The following is an 18,946-nucleotide window of genomic DNA, read 5'->3' as shown; positions in this document are numbered from 1 at the left end:
ACGGCGACGCCCTCTCGATCGCTGTGCTTCCTCCCCCTCCGTCGCCTTCGGCGCCACCTCCCCCTTGCGGGGGAGGATAGAAATCGAGTTTTTGCGAGACACTCGCGACTGGCGTGCTAGGCAAGGGCGGTGCGTCGTCATCTCTACCTGATCGCCGGCTTTCTGTGTCTCGGCCTCGCTGCGATCGGCGCGATCCTGCCGGTGATGCCGACGACGGTGTTCGTGATCCTTGCCGCCTGGTGCTTCGCCCGCAGCTCGCCTGCGCTCGAGCAGCGGCTGCTCGATCACCCGCGCTTCGGCCCGCATATCCTCCGCTGGCGCGAAAAGCGCGCGGTCAGCCGTTCGGGCAAGGTCGCGGCGACCATCGCCTTTGCCATCAGCATTGCGCTGACGCTTGTGCTCACCGCGATGCCATGGCCGCTGATCCCGATCGCGGCGGCTGCGGTGATCGGCGGATGGCTGTGGACCCGGCCCGAGGATTGAACGCTTGCCCCGTCGAGCGTGCCCGTTAGGGTCGCGCGGTCAGTTTGAGGGGACCCCATGAAGCGTATTCTTGCCGCCGCGCTGCTGTGCACCGCGCTCGCCACGCCTGCCATCGCCCAGACCGCCGCGCCAGCGCCGGTCCCGAGCGCCGCGCCCGCGACCGACTGGACCGTCAAGCCCGAATGGATTTCGGCGCATGTCCGCTTCCTCGCCGGGCCCGAATTGCAGGGCCGCGGCAGCGCGACGCGCGACGAGGCGATTGCCGCCGCCTATGTCGCCGCGCGCTTCCAGGGCTATGGCCTTCAGCCCGCGCCGGGCGCAGATTCCTATGTGCAAAAGGTCAAGGTGGTCCGCCCCCGGCTGGAGGGCGAACCGGGACTGACCGTCGCAGGCAAGGCGGTGAAGGGCGCGACGCTGATCCTCGGCGGCGCTGACCGGGTGACGGGCAACGCGACGCTCTATGCCGGTGCCGACGCGGCCGGCGTTCCGGCGGGCGAGGTGCTGTTCGTGTCCAACCCCGCGCTGGCGCCGTCCGCCGCGATCCGCGCCGCACGCGGCAAGGGCGCCAAGCTGCTCGTCCTGCGCGCGAGCGAGGCAACCGCAAAATTGTGGGAGCAGATCGGCAAGCAGCCGCGCCTGACCTCCTATCTCGCCGGCCAGCCGCCCCAAGGCGGGCTGTCGGTGATCGTGCTGCCCGCCGCAGCATTCGACAAGGCGGCCAAGGCGGCGGGCAAGCCGGTCGACATGACGCTGCCGGGGCTGATCCGCGAGGAGGTCGAGACGACCAATGCGATCGGCTATCTGCCCGGCACCGATCCGGCGGCCGGGGTGATCCTGCTCGCGGCGCATGTCGATCATCTCGGCGTCCAGCCCGACGGCACGGTGATGTATGGCGCGAACGACGATGCCTCGGGCGTTGCCGCGGTGCTCGAACTCGCCCATGCGATGAGCAGCGGCAAGCGCCACAAGCGCGGCATCCTGTTCGCCGCGTTCGGCGCGGAGGAAATGGGCGGCTTCGGATCGCGCGCCTTTGCCGCCGCGCCGCCGGTGCCGCTCAAGGACATTGTCGCCAACCTCGCCTTCGAGATGATCGGGGCGCAGGACCCCAAGCTACCCGCGGGCACGATGATGATGACCGGGTTCGAACGCTCGACGCTTGGCCCGGCGCTGGTCGAACGCGGCGCGCTGGTGGCGAAGGACCCGTATCCGGAGCAGAACTTCTTCGCGCGATCGGACAATTACCAGCTCGCGCTGCGCGGGGTGGTGGCGCACACCATTTCGGGCTGGGCGGTAACCCCGACCTATCATTCGCCGCAGGACACGATCGCCAATCTCGACATCCCGTTCATGGCGCGCGCGGTCCAGTCGCTGATCGGCCCGGTCCGCTGGCTGGCCGACAGCGACTATCGTCCCGACTGGACCCCTGGCGGCAAGCCGGGGGAGTAGGGACTGCCATAATCCTCCCCCGCAAGGGGGAGGTGTCAGCGAAGCTGACGGAGGGGGAGGAAGCACGACGGCAAAAGGCTCTAGCGCACAGCCGTCCTCCCCCTCCGTCGCCTTCGGCGCCACCTCCCCCTGGCGGGGGAGGATTGGATAAGTGCCGCCCTCTGCGACCCTACAAACAACGAAAAACCCCGGCGGTCTTTCGACCACCGGGGTTTCCTCGCATGCCCTTCCAACAGGGAAGGGTGACCGGCCGTGGCGCCTGTCAGGGGGGCGACGCCCCGACCGGCACACGCTTAGCGAAGCAGCGTAAGGACGTTCTGCTGCGACTGGTTGGCCTGGGCGAGCATCGCGGTCGATGCCTGGCTCAGGATCTGGGCCTTGGCGAGCGCGGTCGTTTCGGCCGAGAAATCGGCGTCCTCGATGCGGCTGCGCGCTTCGGTCAGGTTGGTGACGTTGCTGGTCAGGTTGTTGACCACCGATTCCAGACGGCTCTGGCTGGCGCCAAGGCCGGCGCGGACGGTGTTCACCGTGGTCAGCAGCGCGTCGATCGTCGCGAGCGATGCGGTCGCCGCAGTCGCGGTCGCAACCGACAGGCCGGTCGTCTCGATGTCGTCACCGACCGACACCACGATATCATCGCCGACTTCGGCCGCGATCTGGTCGCCGACTTCGGCAGCGATCATGTCGCCTTCCTCGGCGGCGATCTGGTCGCCGACCGCGACGGTGATCTCATCGCCTTCGCTCACGACGATCTGGTCGCCTTCCTCGGCCAGAACCTCATCGCCCACTGCAACCGCGATGTCATCGCCGACGCTGCCGCCAAAGCCGCCATCGACGTCTTCCTGAGTCGCCGGACGCATCAGATTGGCATCGACATCCGCCTGCGTGGCGATGCGGGTCGCGCCGGCCGTCACGTCGTCCGCAGTGGCAGCGCGGGTCACGCCGGCCGTCACATCGGCAGCGGTGGCTTCGCGCGTCGTGCCGGCATCGACATCGTCCTGCGTCGCGGCGCGGGTCGCGCCCGCCGTGACATCGTCCGCCGTTGCAACGCGAGTCGCGCCGGCGGTGACGTCGGCGGCGGTCGCCGCGCGGGTCGCTCCCGCCGTGACATCGTCAGCGGTCGCTTCACGGGTCGTACCCGCATCGACATCCGCCTGCGTCGCGGCGCGGGTGCCGGCCGACATGCTGCTGAGATCGATGTTGCCGATCGAGATCGCGACCGTCTCACCCGAGTTATAGCCGGTCTGGATCGTCGTGGTGGTGCCGGCGCCGCCGGAGGTCGTGGTGAACAGCGACACGCCGTTGAACTTGGTGGTCGAAAGCGCCGACGAGATCTGCGAGGTCAGCGCGGTCACTTCCGACTGAAGATTGGTGCGGTCGCTGTCGGAATAGGTGCCCGACGCCGACTGGACCGACAGTTCGCGGATGCGCTGCAGCATGTTGGTGACTTCGCTCAGCGCGCCTTCGGCGGTCTGGGCAAGGCTGACGCCGTCATTGGCGTTGCGGATCGCCTGGCTCATGCCGCGGATCGACGAGGTCATCGTCGATGCGATGGCGAGGCCGGCGGCGTCATCCTTCGAAGTGTTGATGCGCTTGCCAGTCGACAGACGCTCCATGGCGGTCTGCAGCGAGGCCGACGCCGTCTTCGAAGCGTTCGCGGCACGCAGGCTCGCGATGTTCGTTCCGATAACAGTCATGTCTTGTCTCCGTTCAATCCGGCGTCTCCCCGTTCCCCCCTGAATGCGAAGGAGCCCGAGCCGCCACAGGGGTGAACGGCAGGGTGGGCAGCGGATTAAGCAGTTTTCTGGGCGGTTTTTCGCGGCCCTCGCGCGCGCGTAGAGGCACGCGCGGCCAACTGGAGCCGAAAAAGGCTGTTTTTTTGAATTGGTTTACTGGTCGTTTACCACCAATCCCGCATTCCCCCGAATAACAGGGGGTTCTCGAATGCAGACCATCTTTCCGTCGGCAGCAGTCCTTCGTCAGAATTACGCACTGGTTTCGGCGCTGCGCTCGCAGGGATTCACGATCGGCGCCGCCGACAAGGTGAAGCCGATGCCGGGTGACCTGTTCATGATTGTCGAGGGCGAAGCGCCCCCGGTGTCGGCACGCACGCTGGTACTGGCCGAAGGTCCGGTCGCGGCGATCCCGTTCCATGACGGCAACCCTGCGCGCCTGTCCTATGGCGCGGACGATACCGCCGTCGCCACCGGCTTTGCCAGCGCGATGCTGCGTGGCGCGCACGCCCCGGTCGCCGCCGATCCCGAAAGCCTCGCGCTCTACGCGCTGGCCGAGCGGGTCGCCGCCGCCGACATCACCGTCCTGATCAACGGACCGACCGGCACCGGCAAGGAAGTATTGGCCAAGGCGATCCATAACGGGTCGACCCGCCGCGACGGCCCGTTCATCGCGGTCAATTGCGCGGCTTTGCCCGAAACCATGCTCGAAGCCCTGCTGTTCGGCCATCAGAAGGGCGCGTTCACCGGCGCCAATGCTTCGGGCGAGGGCTTTTTCCGCGCTGCCAATGGCGGCACGTTGCTGCTCGACGAAGTCGCCGAAATGCCGCTCGCGCTCCAGGCCAAGTTGCTCCGCGCGCTGCAGGAGCGCGAAGTGGTGCCGATCGGTGCCACTGCCGCCGAAAAGATCGACGTGCGCGTCATCGCCTGTGCCAACCGCGACCTTCAGGCCGAGGTGATGGAAGGCCGTTTCCGCGCCGACCTTTACTACCGCCTGTCGGTCTTTCCGCTTTCGACCAAGCAGCTCGCTGCCCGCCCAGGCGATGTCGCCGCACTCGCCGCCGCGATGGTCCTGCGTCACAGTGCCGGCCGCGGGCGCCTGCCATGGGTCACGCGGGAAGCGCTGGCGGTGCTGCAGGGGCATGGCTGGCCGGGCAATGTCCGCGAGCTCGAGAATGTGATCCAGCGCGCATTGCTGCTGTGCATGGGCGATGCGATCACGCCGGATCACCTGATTTTCGACCGCGCGCCGACTATGGCGACGCCGGTGCAGGCCGAACCCGGCCAGCTCAGCAACATCGTCCAGCTCAGCGAATTCGCGGCGATCCGCGAGACGCTGGCGGCATGTGGCGGCAGCCGGACCGAGACCGCGAAGCGGCTCGGCATTTCCGAACGCACGCTGCGCTACCGCCTCGCCAAGGCGCGCGAGCAGGGCGAGGACCTTGTCCGGAGGATTAGCGCATGAGCGGGATCGGCGGAGTGGGCGGCGCGGGTGGCGTCGACCGGGTGATGCAGCTGCGCGCCCAGATCCTCGAACGCAACGAAGCGCTGCAACGCGCGACCAGCGGTGCTGGGGCCCCGGTCGGGGCGCCGATCAGCCAGCCAGCCGGCCCGTCGAGCTTCATCGACACGATGGAGCAGGCGGTCGGCAAGGTGAACGGCGCGCAGACCCGCGCGAGCGAACTGTCCGCCGCCTATGAGCGCGGCGAAACGGTCGACATCGCCAAGGTAATGCTCGCCCGCCAGGAAGCGTCGGTCGGGTTCGAAGCGACGCTTCAGGTCAGGAACAAGCTGCTGACCGCCTATCGTGACATCATGAGCATGCCGGTCTGATCGCCATGAGCAACGCCATCGCCACCACCGACGCCCCTGTCCCCGCCACCAGCGGCGGCACGGCCAACCCGCTGAAGCAGATCGGCGACATCTTCGCCCAGCCCGCGGTCAGGCGCAGCCTGCCGCTGATCTTCATGCTCGGCCTGATCGGCGCTGCCGCACTTGCCTGGATGATGCTGTCGACCCCGCCGCAGCGCGTGCTGTTCGCCAATCTCCCCGAAAGCGACAAGGCGGCAGTGGCGCAGGCGCTCGACGCCGCCAGCATCGCCAATGGCATCGACGGATCGGGATCGATCACCGTTGCCGAGGATGATTATCACAAGGCGCGGATGCTGCTCGCCGGACAGGATCTGCCCAAGGCGGCGCCGGGCGGCTACGCTTTGCTCGACACGATGCCGATGGGCGCGAGCCGCGCGGTCGAGGGCGAGCGGCTGCGCCAGGCGCGCGAGACCGAACTCGCCCGCTCGATCGGCGCAATCGACACGGTGGCCGAGGCGCGCGTGCACCTTGCCACCCCCGAAGCCAGCGTGTTCGTGCGCGACAAGGCCGAGCCGAGCGCTTCGGTGATCGTGACGCTGCAGCCGGGTCGCACGCTCAGCGACGCGCAGGTGCGCTCGATCGTCAACCTCGTCGCCTCGTCGGTACCGGGGATGAAACCCGATGCCGTGACCATCGTCGATCAGCTGGGCGCATTGCTCAGCAAATCGGGACAGGAAGCGAGCGCCGGCGACGCGCGGATCGATTTCCAGAACCGGGTCGAGGCCAAGGTGCGGCAACAGCTGGTAACGCTGCTCACCCCGTTGCTGGGCGCGGGCAATTTCAGCGCCGAGGTGCAGGCCGAGGTCGATCTGGACGAGAGCCAGGCCACCCGCGAAAGCTATGACAAGGACGGCACCGTGGTCCGCGCCGAACAGGGCAACTGGACCGGCGCGCCGCGTGACGGTGCAGCGGCCCCCGGCGGCATCCCCGGCGCGCTGTCCAACGTGCCGCCGCCGCCCAGCACGGTCGCGTCGCCGACCCCTGGCGCTCCGACCGAGGCGGGCCAGCCGGCGACCCCAGCTGCCGCGCCGGGCATGAAGCAGAGCGACAGCTTTACCCGCAGCTACAGCAACGGGCGCGAGGTTTCGGTGACCCGCAACATGCCGGGCAGCATCAAGCGGCTTTCGGTCGCGGTGCTGCTGCGCGAAGAACCGGGCAAGCCGCGCGGGCAGGTCGAGATCCGCCAGATCGACGAGCTGGTAAAGGCCGCTGTGGGCTACAAGGCCGATCGGCAGGACCAAGTGACGGTGGTGAGCCGCAAGTTCAGCACCAACGCCGCTGCCGAGGCCGACGGCATCCCCTTCTACGAAACCCCGTGGTTCGCGATGGTCGCGCGCAACGTCACGGCACTGGTCATCGCCTTGCTCGTGCTGCTGCTCGGCGTGCGCCCGCTCGCCCGCGCGCTGGTGCGCCGCCGCGAGGATGCGCGTGCACCCGGCGCGCCGATGGGTGCCGCCGATGGCGTGCAGCTGCCGACGCCGGTCAGCCCGCAGATGCTCGCCGGATCGGGCCTGTCGCTCGGCGACCGGGTTGGGCTGGTGCGCGATTTCACACGCGAAAATCCGGCGCGTGCGGCTCTGGCCGTGCGCGACATGATCCGCACCGGGGAGCAGTGAGATGAACGCGCCCCGCCGCTTCACCGGAGTCGAACGCGCCGCCGTGCTGATGATGGTCGTCGGCGACGAGGAAGCCGCCGCGATCCTGCAGAAGCTCGATCCCGACGAGGTGCGTCAGCTGGGTAGCGCGATGATGGCCGTGGCCGACGTCAGCGAATGGGAAATGGCGCAGGTCCTGGACGATTTCACCGGCCGCGCGCAGGAGCGCAGCGCGATCCAGTTCGATCCGCGCCCCAAGCTGGAAACGGTGGTGACCAAAGCATTGGGGCCAGAGCGCGCGGGCACTGTGCTCGCCAGCATCCTGCCGGCCGAACCGGCCGAATCGATCAGCGCGCTGGCGTGGATGGACGCGACCGAGATTGCCGGAATGCTGGAGGACGAGCATCCGCAGATCGCCGCAGTGCTGCTCGCCCATCTCGACCCCGCGGTCGCGGCGCAGGTACTCGAAATGCTGCCCGAAGCGATCCAGCCTCAGGTGCTGCGCCGCGTCGCACGCCTGGGCCCGGTCACGCCGGACGCGATCGCGACACTGACCCAGCTGCTCGAACGCCATGCCGGCCAGCCCAAGCGCGTCGCCGGCGTTCAGATGGGCGGCGCGCGCGAGGCGGCAAAGATCATGTCCTCGGCACGCAAGATCACCGAACAGAAGGTGATGCCCAAGCTCGCCAAGATCGACCGCGAAATCGCGCGCGCGATCGAGGAGGCGATGTTCGTGTTCGACAATCTGCTCGAGCTCGACGACAAGAATATGGGCACGCTGCTGCGCAACATCGACAGCGACATACTGGTCCGCAGCCTCAAGGGCGTGGACGAGGCAGCGCGGAGCCGTTTCCTGTCATGCATGTCGAGCCGCGCGGCCGACACGATCCGCGACGAGATGGAAGCGCGCGGCCCGATGAAGATGGCCGAAGTGCTCGATGCGCAAAAGGCGATGATCGCGACCGCGCGCCAGCTGGTGAAGGACGGCACCATCACCATGCCGGGCGGCGGCGGAGATGACGACTATGTCTGATTTCGTGCCCGGCCTGGCCGCGCGCAGCGACGGGATCGCCGACGCGCTCAAGCGCGCCTTTGCCCCGCCCGATGCCTTTGCCGCGCGCGCCATCGCGCCGCGGCCGCCTGCCACGCCGCGTCACTTCGCGCCCGAGGCGCCGGGGCATAAGCCGACCGAGGGCTGGGACCTGTTCGAGGCCGACAAGGCCGCCGAGCCAGCGCCGTTCGTCGACCCGGTCGCTGCTGCGCGCGCGGCTGGCTATGCCGAGGGCCTCGCTGCCGGGCGCGCCGAGGCGGATGCGGCGGCGGCGGCACAGACCGCGTTACTGACCCGGGTGAGCGACGCGCTCGCGCGGGGGGCGCATGTCGATCGCGCGCGGATGGCCGGCCATTTGCGCCACACCGTGCTGCATCTCGTCACGCGCATGATCGGCGAGGCGGGGGTTGCGCCCGACATCCTCGCTGCGCGGATCGAGGCGGCAACCGACCTGCTCGCCGACAGCGCCGAATCGGCGATGCTGCGGCTGCATCCCGACGACGTCGCGCTGGTGCAGGATCATCTGCCCAAGACCGTCTTCCCGGTAGGCGACGCCCAGCTCAAGCGTGGCGCGTTCGTCATCGAAAGCGCATCGACCCTCGTCGAGGACGGGCCGGACCTGTGGCTCGAACAGCTCGCACAGGCGATCGACCGCGTGCCGCTTCCTCCCGCGACCTGAGGACACATGTTCAACGATTTCACCGCAGATTATCTCGACGGTCTCGCGCGTGGCGGCTTTCGGCCGCAGCCCAAAGTGTCCGGGCGCCTGTCTTCCTATGACGGACTGCTGATGGAGGCGGTCGGCCTCTCGCTCCCGGTCGGCACGGTCTGCGCGATCGGCACCGGCGATCATCGCGTCGAGGCCGAAGTGATCGGCTTTCGCGGTGGCAGAACGTTGCTGATGAACCTGGGTGGCCCGGCCGCCCTGCTCCCCAACGCGCCCGTCCGCCCGGTCGGCCCGCCGGGAGAGGCCGAGGTCGGCGCGGCCATGCTTGGCCGCGTGGTCGATGGCGCGGGCAAGCCCATCGACGGGCTCGGCCCGATACGCGGCGCAGGCAAATGGCCGCTCGCCGGTAAGATCCAGTCGCCGCTCGATCGCGGGCGCGTGCTTCAGCCACTTGATGTCGGGGTGCGCGCAATCAACGGCCTGCTCACCATCGGCCAGGGCCAGCGCGTCGGCATCATGGCCGGATCGGGCGTCGGCAAGTCGGTGCTGCTCGGCATGATGGTCCGCGCGGCCAAGGCCGATGTCATTGTCATCGGCCTGATCGGCGAGCGCTCGCGCGAGGTGTCAGACTTTCTCGAGACCAAGGTCGCCGGGGAGGCGCGGGCACGATCGGTCGTCGTCGCGGTCCCGGCCAATCACTCGCCGGTCCTGCGCATCCGCGGCGCCCTGCGCGCCACCGCCATCGCCGAAGCCTTTCGTGACGAGGGCAAGAAGGTCCTCCTCATCATGGATTCGCTCACCCGCGTCGCGCATGCCGGGCGCGAGATCGGGCTGGCGCTCGGCGAACCCGCCAGCGCGCGCGGTTATCCGCCCTCGGCAATTGCGATGCTGCCCAGCCTGATCGAACGCGCCGGGACCGATGTCCACACCGGCGGGTCGATCACCGCGATCTACACCGTGCTTGCCGATGGCGATGACGGCAACGACCCGGTGGTCGACAGCGCCCGATCGATTCTCGACGGTCATATCGTGCTGAGCCGTACGCTCGCCGAACGCGGCGTCTATCCCGCGATCGACCTCGGCCCATCGGTCAGCCGCGTGATGACCGACATCGCCGACAAGAAGCACATCGCCGCTGCGCGCGTGCTGCGCCGCCACCTCGCCACCTATGAAGAGAATCGCGATCTTGTGCTGATGGGCGCCTATCGCGCGGGCGCCGATGCGCAGATCGACGCGGCGATCGCGTGTCACGACACCGTGCTCGACTATATCCGCCAGCCCTATGACGCGACGGTCAGCCTCGACGAAGCGGTGACCGAACTGGTCGGCGTGTTCGGGGATGCGTGACCTGATAAAATCCTCCCCGGAACGGGGAGGGGGACCAGCCGAAGGCTGGTGGAGGGGGCCCGAGGCAAGGGAGTCCGATGCCTCGGGCTCCCTCCGTCAGCGCTGCGCGCTGCCACCTCCCCGTTCCGGGGAGGATTGATTGGACAAGCACGCCAGGAAGCTAAGCCGCCTGCACCGCGTCCGTACGCTTCAGTTCGACATGGTGCGCGCGAGCGAGGTCGCCGCGCGCGAGAAGGTCGCCGCCGAACAGGCGTTGCGCGCCCGAATCGAATCGCTGGCCCAAGGCGTCGCACCGGCGCCCGCGCCGCTTCCGGGCAGCGCCACCAGCCTGATTGCCGCCGCCCATTACCGCGAGCGGCTGCACCAGTCCGCCTTCGCCGCCGAACGCCGCGTTGCCGATGCCCAGCGCGGGCTGGACCACGCCCGCTCCGCGACGCAGGACGCCAAACGCGACCAGAGTGCGATCGAGAAGCTGATCGAACGTGCGCAGGCCAATGCCGCGCGCCGCGCACTGCGCGCGCTGGAGGATATGCCGGCAATTCCGAGAAAACGGCACGATCCTTGCTGATCACCGGGCGAAGGAGTTTCGCCCGACGTGACCGACCTGCTCGCCTCGACCGCCCTGACGCTGTCCCCGCCGGCTTTTGCCCAGCGCGCCACGCCCGCGGCTGTCGCCGCAGGCTTTGATCTCAAGCTCGCGCTCGACTGCGTCATGCCCGGCATCGCGCCGATGACCGGCAAACCGGTTGCCTGCACCGGCAAGGATTTGCCGGTCCCCGGCAATGGCGATGCCGATCCGGCGGATGAGGACGACGCGCTGCTGGCGTGGATGCCCGAAGGGCTGATGCTGGCCCCGCTCGACACCCCGCTGCCTGCACGCGTCGCAGTCGGCGCGCCCAGCGCGCATATCAACGGCCCGATTGCCGATCCGGTCGATGCTGCGCCGCTGCCGGTCGAGCTGGCTGACGCCACCGCACCCACTGTCGCGTCGGTCGAGGGCGATGCTCCGGCGCCATCGCTGGCACCGGCGACCCCGACCGCGACCACGCCCACGACCATGGTTCCCACCCCGCTTCGCACCTGGCGCGATCCGGTTCCGGCCCAGGCCGAGCCGGGCGTCGGGGGCGGGGTCGCCGCGGCGGAGGTGCGGGTCGACCGCGCCGCCGCTGCGGCACCCGAGATTGCGATCCGTCCCGCGCCGGTGCCGCCGCCGGTCATGCAAGCCGTGCCCGCAGCACAGGTCTTTGCCGCCGCGCGCGCCACGCCAATGGTCGAGCCGCGCGACACCGCCACGCCCGCCGACCCGGCCAGCCCCGAGATCCAGCTGCTGCGCACGGTCGAGCTGCAGCGCACCACCGTGCAGGCCACCGCACCGGCCGATCAGGCGCCGCTCGACCTCAGCCGCGACGATTGGGCCGGCAAGATGATCGAACGGATCGCCGCGCTGCGTGAGGGCGTCGAGGCGGCGGACACGCGCATCCGCGTCGCGCCCGAACATCTCGGCACCGTGGACGTCTCGATCCGCCGCGATGGCGACCGTATCCAGGTGCATTTCACCGCCGAGAATCCGGCGACCCGCCAGCTGCTCGCCGACGCCGCACCGCGCCTTGCCGAACTCGCCGAAGCGCGCGGCCTGAAGCTGGGCCAGTCGAGCGTCGACAGCGGCGGCAGCGACGCGCGCGGCCAGCCGCAACAGCATGCCCAGCAATCCACATCCGCCCGCCCGGCATCGGCGCGCGCGGACACCGGCACCGCGTCCGATGCGCGGGTTGCCTGAACCATCCTGAGGGGGAAATCCGATGAGTGACACCGAAACCAGCGCCGCGCCCGCGAAGAAGAAGGGCGGGATGATGAAATGGCTGATGATCGGCACCGGCCTGGTCGTGCTGATCGGTGGCGGTGTGGGTGGTGGCCTCTACGCCGCCAATTCCGGCCTGCTCGGCGGTGGCGCCGCGCAGGGCGAGAGCGCCGATGCCGACACCCCGCGCCTCGTCCCCAAGAGCGAGGAGGTCCGCGCCTCCGCCGGCAAGGATGGCGAAGAGGGCGGCGAGAGCAAGGGCAAGCCGACGCCGAAGGGCGAGGGCGGCGACAAATATGCCTCGACCTATTATCAGATGGAGAAGGAGTTCACCTCCAACCTGCGCGAAAGCGTCCATTTCGTGCAGGTCGGGGTCGCGATCTCGACCCCCTATGACAATCGCGTCATCGAGAATCTGAAAACGCACGAACTCGCGGTGCGCTCGGCGATCCTGCTCGCCTTGGGCGAGACCAATGAAGACGATGTCTTCACCGCCGACGGCAAGACCCGCCTGCAAAAGCGCCTCGCCGCCGCAATCAACGGCGTCCTCAAGGAAAAAGAGGGATTTGGCGGGATTGCTAACGTCTATTTTACCAATTTCATCGTTCAGTGAACGGGCATGGTTAACGGCCCTTCAGAGATGCCCCTTCAGGGGAACGCGTCGGATCGGCGCGAGCGTTCGCGCGCTGGCGCCGAACACGCGCCCGCTTTGGGAGCGGCCAACCTCAATCCGTTCGGCGACCTGCACGGCGTGCAGCACCTCACCGCCCGCCTCGCCAAGTCATTGAAGCCGGTGTTCGAGCCGCTGCTCGGCGAAGGGCTGCGCGTCTGGGCCGAACCGCTGGTGGTCCAGCGCCACGCCGATTACCGCGCGGAACGGTCCGCCGGGCTGACTGCGTGGCTGCCGCTGGCGATGACACCGGGGCGTGGCCGCGCCTTCATCCTGATCGACGGCAAGCTCAGCTACGAGATGCTCGACCGCTTCTTCGGCGGCGATGGCGAGGCGCCGCACCCGATGCCGAGCGACTTTACCGGATCGGCCGAGACGCTGCTGCACCGGCTGGCGGACAGCATCGCGGCGCAGCTGCGCCCGGCCTGGGAACTGCTCGCCGAGATCGACTTCAGCTTTGCCCCCGCGCCGACGCCGCTGTCGGTCGCGCCGGAGATCGATGGCGGCGACGCGATGGTCGTTACCCGCATCGGCATCGCGCAGGGCGGGGCCAAGCCGCACTGGATCGACATTCTCTACCCCGTCAGCGCGCTCAAACCGTGGAGCCCCGCGCTCACCGCCAAGGTGATCGGTGGCGAGCCCGAGGTCGAGCCGCACTGGCGCAATGCGCTGACCCGCGCCGCACTCGGCGTGCGGCTGCCGGTGCGTTCGGTGCTGGCCGAGCCGGTGGTGCCCGCTGCGATGCTGATGGCGCTCAAGCCCGGCGACGTGATCCCGATCAGCTTCGGCCCCGATGTGCCGGTGATGGTCGGCCCGCGCCGCATCGGATGCGGCACCGTCGGCACCGCCAATGGCCGCGCCGCCATCCGCCTGACCCGTTTCGACACCCCTGAGCTCGAGGACGCATGATGAACGACATGACCGGCAGCTTCGCCGCCGAGACCGCGGCCGCCGCCAATTTCCATCTGCTTCAGGATGTCGGGGTCAAGCTGACCGTCGAGATCGGATCGACTACGCTGACGCTGCGCGAACTGCTCGCGCTCGCCGAAACCAGCGTGATCGAGCTCGACCGCGAGGCCGACGAACTGCTCGACGTGTTCGTCAACGGCACGCTGATCGGCCGGGGCGAAGTGGTCACGGTGGGCGAGAAATTCGGCGTGCGCATGACCGAACTGGTCGCACCCGAGAAGCGGAGCTGATCGACCATGATGTGGTCCTACATCCTCAAGCTGGTCGTGCTGCTGCCGCTGGTCTGCGGCCTGCTGATCGGCTGCCTCTATCTCTGGCGCAAGCTTGAGGCGCGGCTGCCCGGCAATCAGGGCGACCGGCTGCTCAAGGTCAAGGAGACGATGATGGTCTCGACCGGCACGCGCATCGCGGTGCTGGAGGTGGAGGGCAAGCGCCTGCTGGTTTCGGTGAGCCGCAATGGCGTGACCCTGATCGACCGGATCGACGGATGAGCCCGATGCTGCGCCACCTCATGCTCCTGCTCGGCGCGCTGGCGCTGGCGCTGTTCGCGGTCGCTCCGGCGTTCGCGCAGGACGCGGCCGCCGCTGCGCCGGTCACCGCACCGGCTGCAGCGCCGACGCCCGGAGCGGGCGACGCGATCGACCGGGCGCTGGGCGATCTGGGCGGTGGCGACGCGCCGCTCAGCCTGTCGCTGCAAGTGCTCATCATCATGGGCCTGCTCACGGTGCTGCCGGGCATCCTGCTGATGATGACCAGCTTTACCCGGATCATCATCGTGCTGGCGATTCTGCGCCAGGCACTCGGGCTGCAACAGACCCCGCCCAATCAGGTGCTGGTCGGCCTGTCGCTGTTCCTGTCCTTCTTCATCATGGCCCCGACGATCGAACAGATGAACCGCACCGCGATCCAGCCCTATGCCGAAGGGCGCATCGGCGCGACGCAGATGATCGAGGAAGCCGGCAAGCCGCTCCATGCCTTTATGCTCAAGCAGACGCGGGTGAAGGACATCACGATGTTCGCCGGCATCGCCAAGACCGGTCCGATTGCCAACCCGCAGGACACGCCCTTCTCGATCCTGCTCCCCGCCTTCGTCACCAGTGAGCTCAAGACCGCGTTCCAGATCGGCTTCCTGATCTTCCTGCCCTTCATCGTCATCGACCTGATCGTCGCCACCGTGCTGATGAGCCTTGGCATGATGATGATGTCGCCGACGATCATCTCGATGCCGTTCAAGCTGCTGCTGTTCGTGCTGGTCGATGGCTGGGCGCTGACGATGGGCAGCCTCGCCTCAAGCTTCAGTGGGTAGCCGGACCATGGATGCAGACTATTTCCTCTCCGTGGCGCGCGAAGCGATGTGGATCCTCGCGCTCGCTTCGGCTCCGATCCTGATCCCGGCGCTGTTGTCGGGCCTGATCCTCGGCATGATTCAGGCGGCGACGTCGATCCAGGAGCAGACACTGACCTTCGTGCCCAAGCTCGCGATCGTCGGGGTCAGCCTGGTGATCTTCGGGGGCATGATCATGACGCTGCTCGGCGATTTCACCACGACGATCTTCGAACGCATTCCGGATCTCGTGAAGTGATTCCGACGCCGCTCTTCCTTCCGTCACCCCCGCGAAAGCGGGGGCCCATCTCCGACACCAGCCGCACGCTTTGGCGGTGTGCGGGTGGGCAATCCGGGAGATGGGCAGGTAAGATTGCCCCTGGCAATCTTAGCCATGCGCGGGGCGCATGGCAGACCTGCCCATCCCCCGCTTTCCCGGGGGTGACGACTCATAAGCCCAAAGCCGGGTCGCTCCACTGACATGCTCGGCTTCGGCCTCGCGATCGAGCCGCAGCTGTGGGCGCTGCTGTTCACGATGGTGCGTGTCGGCGCGGCGTTTCTCGCCGCACCGGTGTTCGGCGCGGTCGCGGTGCCGCTCAACGTCCGCATCCTGCTGACCGCCGCGGTTTCGATCCTGTCGATGCAGGCTGCGCCGGTCGCGGTGCCCGGCGAAGTGTTCGTGCTGACCACGATCCTTGCCGTCGCGGCAGAGGCGCTGGTCGGTCTCGCACTCGGCTTCATCCTCCAGATCGCCTTTGCCGCGCCATTGGTCGCGAGCGAGGTGATCGGCGTGTCGATGGGCCTCAGCTTCGCCACCGCCATCAACCCGCAGACCGGCCAGTCGACCCCCGCGCTCGGCCAGTTCCTGACCGTACTGCTCACCCTGTTGTTCCTCGCGGTCGACGGGCATCTCGTGCTGGTCGAGCTGATCGTGCGCTCCTACGAGCTGCTTCCGCCCGGCGGCGCGTGGCTGACGCCGGGCAAGCTCATGAACATCGTGCTGTTCGGCGGCTACGCCTTCCTCGCCGGGCTGCTGCTCGCGCTTCCGGTGGGCTTCCTGCTGCTCTGCCTCAACATCGTGGTCGGCATGCTTTCGCGCTCGGCCCCGGCGCTCAACCTGTTCGCGATCGGCATTCCCGCCAGCCTCGCCATGGGCGTCCTCGCATTGCTCGCCGGCATGCCCGCAATGGGCGACTACATGCTCGTCATCGTGCGCGAAGCGCTCGACGCCGCGCAGGCTTTGGTTCTGGGAGGGCTCGGCTGATGGCGGAGACGGCGGGCGAAAAGACACAAGCACCAACACCCAAGCGCAAACAAAAGGCGCGCGACGATGGCGACCTGCTCAAATCGCGCGAGTTCGGCGCGGCGCTGATCATGCTGCTCGGCTGTGGCTGGATGATCCTGATGGGGCCGCAATTGCTGTCGGCCATCCGCGAGGTGATGGCGGCGAGCTTCAGCTTCGGCCGCGCCGATATCGAAAGTTTTCAGCCGTGGAAGCCGCTCGCCATCGCCGGATGGAAGCTCGCCCCGTCGATGGGCGCGCTGCTCGCCATCGCGCTGGGCGGCGCGGTGCTGAGCCAGGCGGCGCTCGGCTCGCTACGCTTCAACGGCAAGCTGCTGGCGCCCAAGGGCAATCGCATCAATCCCGGCTCCGGCCTCAAGCGCATCTTCGGCCCGACCGGCTGGATCGAGCTCGGCAAGTCGCTGCTCAAGGTGGTGCTGCTCGGCGGCATGGGCGCGTGGCTGCTCTGGGGGTCGGCCCCGATGACGATGGGCCTGGTCTCGTCCGACCTCGGCACGGCGGTGAAATCGCTCGGCGATACCTTCGCGACGCTGGTCCTCGTCATGGCGGGCGGGCTGCTGCTGATCGCGGGCGTCGACCTGCCGATCCAGATCTTCCGCCACATGCAGCGGCTCAAGATGAGCCTGCAGGAAGTGAAGGACGAATATAAGGAAACCGAGGGATCGCCCGAGGCCAAGGGCCATCGCCGCCAGCGCCAGCGCGAGATTGCCAAGGGCGGCCTGCGCAAGAGCGTCGCGACCGCGCATGTCGTGCTCACCAACCCGACCCACTTCTCGGTCGCGCTGCGCTATGATCAGGGCAAGGATCAGGTACCGGTGGTGGTCGCCAAGGGGCGCGGCGACATCGCGCTCGCAATCCGCGAGCTGGCCGACGAATTCGCGGTGCCGCGGATCGAACTGCCGCCGCTCGCCCGCGCGCTCTACTTCACCAGCCGCGAGAATCAGGAGATTCGCGACGACCTCTATCTCGCGGTCGCGACCGTGCTGGCGTTCGTGTTCGGCCTCGACAAGCGTGCCGGGGCGGCGATGCCCGCCGTGAAGGTGCCCGAAACCGCGCTGTTCGACGAAAATGGCGTGCAGGTGTCTCGATGAGGCCCAGCTTCGCTGGGCACAGCACCGGCCCGCTCCCCCACCCGGCCACCCAACGACAGTATTTTATGGGTGGCCGGGTGGGGGAGCGGGCCGGCGCCGCAAACACTAAAGAAGGCGCCGTGATGGCCGTTCTTCAAGGCATGGGGGAATGCGGCCATGGCCATTGAATCGATTGCGAAAACGATCGGCACCGGGTCGGGCATCGACACGACCGCGCTCGTCCAGAGCCTGGTCGATGCGCAGTTCGAGCTGAAGAACGCCGCGCTCACCAAGCGCGAAGAGACGCTGACCGCGCAGATCACGGCGGCGGCGACGCACAAGAGCAACATCACCGGCTTTGCCACCGCGCTGGCGAATCTGACGCGCGGCGGCACGCTCGCGACCCAGCCGACGACCTCGCATTCCAGCATCCTTGGCGTTACCCGCCTGTCGGGTGCGAACCTCGCCACGCTCAACGCCAAGGTCGAGGTGCGCCAGCTCGCCGCACCGCAAAGCGCCGCCAGCGCCGCCCTGACCGACCGCACCGCCGCGATCGGTCAGGGCACGCTGACGCTGACCTTCGGCACCGCCACGGTCGTCGATGGCGCGATGACCGGGTTTACGCCCGGTAGCGCAGCCCCCGTCGCCATCACCATCGGCCCCAACAATAGCAGCCTCGACGGCATCGCCACCGCGATCAACGCGGCCAAGGCCGGGATCACCGCATCGGTCGTCACCGACAGCGGCGGCGCGCGGCTGGTGGTCAAGGGCGCGAGCGGGGAGGCGCGCGCCTTTACGCTCACCGCGACCGAGACCCCGGACCATAGCGGCCTCGCCGCGCTCAATGTCGGCATCGGCGCGACCGGCACGACGATCGGCAGCGCCGCCGCCGACGCGATCGTCGCGATCGACGGCATCGCGTTGCGCCGCGACGGCAACAGCATCTCCGACCTTGTCCCCGGAGTCCGCCTCGACCTGTCCTCGGCCCAGCCCGGCACGATCGTGACGATCGGCAAGACGACGCCTACCAGCGCACTGCTCCAGGCCGCACAGGATTTCGTCGCGACCTATAACGAGGTCTTCTCGGCGCTGAACAAGGATCTCGACCCGCTCGACGGCGCACTGCGCGGCGATGCGGCGGCCAAGGCGGTGAAGCGCCAGCTCCAGCAGATCACCGTGGCGCAGGTCGCGATCGGCGCGGCGGGCGAGCCGACCACGCTGGCACAGATCGGCATCCGCACCGAACGCGACGGCACGCTCAGCGTCGACACCGCCGCGCTCAGCCGCGCTTTGGTCGACTATCCGCAAGCGGTCGAGCGGCTGTTCGCCGAACCGGTCGGGACCAACGCCACCGGCAATGGCGTCGCCGGCGCGCTCAACGCCATCGCCGCGACCGCGTCCAGCACCACGCGCGGCCTCGGCGCGAGCGAGGCGAGCTACACCCGCGCCAAGGCCGATCTCGACGAGGACAAGGCCGATGTGCTCGCCAAGGTCGAGGACACCCGCACCCGCATGACCCGCCAGTTCGCCAGCATGGACGCCAAGGTTGCGGTCTACAAATCGACGATGAGCTTCCTCGAATCGCAGGTCGAAGCCTGGAACAAGCAGAATTGATGCG

General features: G+C 68.4%; 19 protein-coding genes and 2 pseudogenes. 19 read left to right on the top strand and 2 right to left on the bottom strand.

What is annotated here, in order from left to right; genetic code table 11:
- Positions 1-129: 129 nt before the first annotated feature.
- Together J2Y54_RS10145 and J2Y54_RS10140 are read left to right on the top strand one after the other, a co-directional pair.
- A complete protein-coding gene (locus J2Y54_RS10145) occupies positions 130-483 on the top strand; it encodes a YbaN family protein (protein WP_310039286.1) in 354 nt (117 codons plus the stop codon).
- 57 nt (positions 484-540) lie between these two features.
- Positions 541-1,929, top strand: a complete 1,389-nt coding sequence (locus J2Y54_RS10140) for a M20/M25/M40 family metallo-hydrolase (protein WP_310039284.1) — start codon at positions 541-543, stop codon at positions 1,927-1,929.
- 293 nt (positions 1,930-2,222) lie between these two features.
- Here J2Y54_RS10140 and J2Y54_RS16190 read toward each other — a convergent pair.
- Together J2Y54_RS16190 and J2Y54_RS16185 are read right to left on the bottom strand one after the other, a co-directional pair.
- Positions 2,223-2,474, bottom strand: a pseudogene (locus J2Y54_RS16190) (flagellin); the annotation flags it as partial.
- A 747-nt stretch (positions 2,475-3,221) separates the two neighbouring features.
- Positions 3,222-3,626: pseudogene (locus tag J2Y54_RS16185) on the bottom strand (flagellin FliC); the annotation flags it as partial.
- A 247-nt stretch (positions 3,627-3,873) separates the two neighbouring features.
- Here J2Y54_RS16185 and J2Y54_RS10130 point away from each other — a divergent pair.
- From J2Y54_RS10130 to fliD, 17 genes are all read left to right on the top strand, one after another.
- On the top strand, positions 3,874-5,127 hold the full coding sequence (locus J2Y54_RS10130; protein WP_310039280.1) for a sigma 54-interacting transcriptional regulator: 1,254 nt from the start codon (positions 3,874-3,876) through the stop codon (positions 5,125-5,127).
- Positions 5,124-5,495 (top strand): flagellar hook-basal body complex protein FliE, encoded by a 372-nt coding sequence (gene fliE, locus J2Y54_RS10125; RefSeq protein ID WP_310039278.1) that lies wholly within the window; start codon positions 5,124-5,126, stop codon positions 5,493-5,495. The genes J2Y54_RS10130 and fliE overlap by 4 nt, the downstream gene beginning before the upstream one ends.
- Before the next feature lie 5 nt (positions 5,496-5,500).
- Positions 5,501-7,150 (top strand): flagellar basal-body MS-ring/collar protein FliF, encoded by a 1,650-nt coding sequence (gene fliF, locus J2Y54_RS10120; RefSeq protein ID WP_310039276.1) that lies wholly within the window; start codon positions 5,501-5,503, stop codon positions 7,148-7,150.
- A 1-nt stretch (position 7,151) separates the two neighbouring features.
- Complete coding sequence (fliG, locus tag J2Y54_RS10115; protein ID WP_310039274.1) at positions 7,152-8,162, top strand: flagellar motor switch protein FliG; 1,011 nt, start codon at positions 7,152-7,154, stop codon at positions 8,160-8,162.
- Positions 8,146-8,859 carry a FliH/SctL family protein gene (locus J2Y54_RS10110; protein ID WP_310039272.1) on the top strand — a complete coding sequence of 238 codons (714 nt, stop codon included), beginning with the start codon at positions 8,146-8,148 and terminating at the stop codon, positions 8,857-8,859. The genes fliG and J2Y54_RS10110 overlap by 17 nt, the downstream gene beginning before the upstream one ends.
- Before the next feature lie 6 nt (positions 8,860-8,865).
- Positions 8,866-10,194 carry a FliI/YscN family ATPase gene (locus J2Y54_RS10105; RefSeq protein WP_310039268.1) on the top strand — a complete coding sequence of 443 codons (1,329 nt, stop codon included), beginning with the start codon at positions 8,866-8,868 and terminating at the stop codon, positions 10,192-10,194.
- A 139-nt stretch (positions 10,195-10,333) separates the two neighbouring features.
- Positions 10,334-10,762 (top strand): hypothetical protein, encoded by a 429-nt coding sequence (locus J2Y54_RS10100; RefSeq protein ID WP_310039266.1) that lies wholly within the window; start codon positions 10,334-10,336, stop codon positions 10,760-10,762.
- 27 nt (positions 10,763-10,789) lie between these two features.
- Positions 10,790-11,971: a flagellar hook-length control protein FliK gene (locus J2Y54_RS10095; RefSeq protein ID WP_310039264.1), complete on the top strand. Its 1,182-nt coding sequence runs from the start codon at positions 10,790-10,792 to the stop codon at positions 11,969-11,971.
- A 22-nt stretch (positions 11,972-11,993) separates the two neighbouring features.
- Positions 11,994-12,605 (top strand): flagellar basal body-associated FliL family protein, encoded by a 612-nt coding sequence (fliL, locus tag J2Y54_RS10090; RefSeq protein WP_310039263.1) that lies wholly within the window; start codon positions 11,994-11,996, stop codon positions 12,603-12,605.
- A 27-nt stretch (positions 12,606-12,632) separates the two neighbouring features.
- Entirely contained in the window at positions 12,633-13,571 is a 939-nt protein-coding gene (locus tag J2Y54_RS10085; RefSeq protein ID WP_310039261.1) for a FliM/FliN family flagellar motor switch protein, read from the top strand.
- Complete coding sequence (gene fliN / locus J2Y54_RS10080) at positions 13,571-13,861, top strand: flagellar motor switch protein FliN (RefSeq protein WP_310039258.1); 291 nt, start codon at positions 13,571-13,573, stop codon at positions 13,859-13,861. The genes J2Y54_RS10085 and fliN overlap by 1 nt, the downstream gene beginning before the upstream one ends.
- A gap of 9 nt (positions 13,862-13,870) precedes the next feature.
- Positions 13,871-14,122 (top strand): flagellar biosynthetic protein FliO, encoded by a 252-nt coding sequence (locus tag J2Y54_RS10075; protein ID WP_310039256.1) that lies wholly within the window; start codon positions 13,871-13,873, stop codon positions 14,120-14,122.
- A gap of 5 nt (positions 14,123-14,127) precedes the next feature.
- Positions 14,128-14,937, top strand: coding sequence for a flagellar type III secretion system pore protein FliP (gene fliP, locus J2Y54_RS10070; protein ID WP_310039254.1), 810 nt, complete (start codon positions 14,128-14,130; stop codon positions 14,935-14,937).
- A 7-nt stretch (positions 14,938-14,944) separates the two neighbouring features.
- Positions 14,945-15,214, top strand: coding sequence for a flagellar biosynthesis protein FliQ (gene fliQ, locus J2Y54_RS10065; protein WP_066682622.1), 270 nt, complete (start codon positions 14,945-14,947; stop codon positions 15,212-15,214).
- A 222-nt stretch (positions 15,215-15,436) separates the two neighbouring features.
- A complete protein-coding gene (fliR, locus tag J2Y54_RS10060) occupies positions 15,437-16,219 on the top strand; it encodes a flagellar biosynthetic protein FliR (RefSeq protein WP_310039252.1) in 783 nt (260 codons plus the stop codon).
- Positions 16,219-17,349 carry a flagellar type III secretion system protein FlhB gene (locus tag J2Y54_RS10055; RefSeq protein ID WP_310039249.1) on the top strand — a complete coding sequence of 377 codons (1,131 nt, stop codon included), beginning with the start codon at positions 16,219-16,221 and terminating at the stop codon, positions 17,347-17,349. The genes fliR and J2Y54_RS10055 overlap by 1 nt, the downstream gene beginning before the upstream one ends.
- A gap of 156 nt (positions 17,350-17,505) precedes the next feature.
- Positions 17,506-18,942, top strand: coding sequence for a flagellar filament capping protein FliD (fliD, locus tag J2Y54_RS10050; RefSeq protein WP_310039246.1), 1,437 nt, complete (start codon positions 17,506-17,508; stop codon positions 18,940-18,942).
- The last annotated feature ends 4 nt before the right edge of the window (positions 18,943-18,946 follow it).

It is taken from the genome of Sphingomonas sp. BE123, from assembly GCF_031456015.1.
In the GTDB taxonomy this organism is placed as follows: Bacteria; Pseudomonadota; Alphaproteobacteria; order Sphingomonadales; family Sphingomonadaceae; genus Sphingomonas.
This window is presented reverse-complemented; position numbering and strand designations above follow the sequence as displayed.